3 protein-coding genes are annotated in these 2622 nt (G+C 69.6%); all 3 read right to left on the reverse strand.

Going from position 1 to position 2622, the window contains the following annotated elements:
• Nucleotides 1–59 precede the first annotated feature (59 nt).
• Nucleotides 60–704 (reverse strand): CE1759 family FMN reductase, encoded by a 645-nt coding sequence (locus tag ASG00_RS10645; RefSeq protein ID WP_056209416.1) that lies wholly within the window; start codon nt 702–704, stop codon nt 60–62.
• 1 nt (nt 705) lies between these two features.
• The gene (locus ASG00_RS10650; RefSeq protein WP_045245800.1) at nt 706–1941 is read right to left on the reverse strand and encodes an LLM class flavin-dependent oxidoreductase; all 1236 of its coding nucleotides are present in this window, start codon (nt 1939–1941) and stop codon (nt 706–708) included.
• Between the two features lie 75 nt (nt 1942–2016).
• Nucleotides 2017–2622, reverse strand: a 606-nt coding sequence (locus tag ASG00_RS10655; protein ID WP_235559491.1) for an alpha/beta fold hydrolase, incomplete at its 5' end; no start/stop codon positions are given.

Raw genomic sequence — 2622 nt, forward strand, 5'->3', positions numbered from 1 at the left:
CACCGGCCTCGGCACGCTCAAGACGCTCGTCGAGTCAGAGATCGCCTGACCCGCGGGGGTCACTCCCCCGCGAGGCCCCCGAGCAGGTGGCCGAACGAGCGGCCCTCGCCGAGGTACGACGACGGGTCGAACGGGTCGGATGCCGCCTTCTCGGCGTGCAGTGCGATGGCCTCCGCCAGTTCGGCGGCGCCCTTCTCGATGCGCGACGCGAGCGGCGCGACCTGGTCGCCCGCGCCACCCCAGTCGGACGACGCCGCGAACACCCCCGTCGACACCGGCTGGGCGTGCAGGTAGGCGAACACGGGCCGGATCGCGTAGTCGATCGCGAGCGAGTGCCGTGCGGTGCCCGCGTTCGCGCCGATGAGCACCGGGGTGCCGGTGAGGGCGTCGGGGTCGAGCACGTCGATGAACGACTTGAACAGTCCCGAGTAGCTCGTCGAGAAGATCGGGGTGACGACGATGAGCGCGTCCGCCGAGACCACGGTGTTGATCATCGTCTCGAGCGGCGCCGGCGCGAAGCCGGTCAGCAGGTTGTTCGTGATGTCGTGGGCGTAGTCGCGCAGTTCGAAGGTGTCGACGGATGCCTCGATCCCCCGCTCCGACAGCTGGCGCACTGTCGCGGCGGCGAGGCGGTCGGCGAGCATGCGTGTCGACGACGGGTTCGACAATCCCGCGGTGACGACCGCGATGCGGCGGGCGGTCATCTCAGGCCCCCGTCCGGGTCGCGGCGGCGCCGAAGGCGGCGCCGGCGCGCTCCTTGGTGTCCTCATAGGGCGAACCGTGGGTGAGGTTGTCGCCGCGGTTCGCGCGCGGACGCGCCTCGCGCGGAGCGGCGCCGTCGTAGGCCGCGGCGACGAGCGACGCGTGGGTCGGGGCATCCGGGACGGTCTCGGGACGGTTGGTCTGGAACTCCTTGCGCAGCACGGGAACCACCTCGGAGCCCAGCAGGTCGAGCTGCTCGAGCACGGTCTTCAGCGGCAGGCCGGCGTGGTCGATGAGGAACAGCTGGCGCTGGTAGTCGCCGAACAGGTCGCGCATGCCGGCGTAGCGGTCGATGACCTGCTGCGGCGACCCGACCGTGAGGGGGGTCATCTCGGTGAAGTCCTCCATCGACGGGCCGTGGCCGTAGACGGGGGCGTTGTCGAAGTACGGGCGGAACTCGCTCACGGCGTCCTGTGACTTCGGGCGCATGAACACCTGACCGCCGAGTCCGACGATCGCCTGCTCGGCGGTGCCGTGGCCGTAGTGGGCGAAGCGCTCGCGGTACAGCGTGATGAGCCGCTGGAAGTGCGAGGCGGGCCAGAAGATGTTGTTTGCGAAGAACCCGTCGCCGTAATAGGCGGCCTGCTCGGCGACCTCGGGGGTGCGGATCGAGCCGTGCCAGACGAACGGCGCGACGCCGTCGAGCGGACGCGGGGTCGAGGTGAAGCCCTGCAGGGGGCTGCGGAACTTCCCCTCCCAGTCGACGACGTCCTCGCGCCACAGTTTGTGCAGCAGCGCGTAGTTCTCGATCGCGAGCGGCAGGCCCTGGCGGATGTCCTTGCCGAACCAGGGGTAGACCGGGCCGGTGTTGCCGCGCCCGAGCATGAGGTCGACGCGGCCGCCGGAGACGTGCTGCAGCATCGCGTAGTCCTCGGCGATCTTCACCGGGTCGTTCGTGGTGATGAGCGTCGTCGCGGTGGAGAGGATGAGCCGCTCGGTCTGGGCGGCGATGTAGGCGAGGGTCGTGGTGGGCGAGGACGACCAGAACGGCGGGTTGTGGTGCTCGCCGAGCGCGAAGACGTCGAGCCCGACCTCTTCCGCGTGCTTCGCGATCGTGAGGGTCGCGCGGATGCGCTCGGCCTCGCTCGGGGTCGTGCCCGTGGTCGGATCCTGCGTGATGTCGCTCACGGTGAAGATGCCGAACTGCACGGCGGGGGTGGGTGCGCTGTTCTCGCTCATGGTGTCCCGCTTTCGTCTACGTACTCACGATTGTATGCACGTGAATGTAATTTGTGAAACACCTCGCGTCCACGGTTATTCCCGCGGGGTCTGATCGGTCTCGCCGTACAGGCCCAGCAGATCGCGCACCAGCTGATGCGGCGTCGTCTCGCACGGGCTGTGCCCGGTGTCGTAGACCGCGATGGATGCCCCGATCCGCGCCGCGTACTCCCGATACTGCGCTTCCGGCCACAGGTCGTGACGGCCTGTCGCCACGAGCTTCGGCAACGGCAGGGCGGCGACAGCCTCCGCGACATCCGGCATCCGCTTCATGAGCCCCACGATGTCGTCGACGCTCGCCCGACGCGTCTGCGCGAAGCGCTCTCGCACGAAGGCGATGCGCTCCGGCGGCACCCGGTTGAGGTTGTTGCGGATGCCCCACAGCATGAGCGACGCACCCGCGTGCGGCGAGGTCGCCCCCGAGAACCGTCCGATGCGCTTCACCCCGCGGAACACCTGGCCGACGTCGGGCGGCGAGGTGAGCAGCGCGAGCGACGCGAACAGCTCGGGCTGCGCGACCAGCAGCACCTGTGCCACAAGACCCCCGAAACTGTAGCCCAGCACATGCGCGGGCGCGCGTCCGGCATCGAGCACAGCCCGCAGGTCGGCGCAGAACAGGTCGTAGTCGTAATGCGCGCGCGG

This window comes from Microbacterium sp. Leaf351, from assembly GCF_001423825.1.
Taxonomy (GTDB): Bacteria; Actinomycetota; Actinomycetes; order Actinomycetales; family Microbacteriaceae; genus Microbacterium; species Microbacterium ginsengisoli.

Excerpts from the sequence above, each read along its gene's own strand:
- ASG00_RS10650 (WP_045245800.1), bottom strand. The coding sequence starts at position 1,941 with ATGAGCGAGAACAGCGCACCCACCCCCGCCGTGCAGTTCGGCATCTTC.
- ASG00_RS10645 (WP_056209416.1), bottom strand. The coding sequence starts at position 704 with ATGACCGCCCGCCGCATCGCGGTCGTCACCGCGGGATTGTCGAACCCG.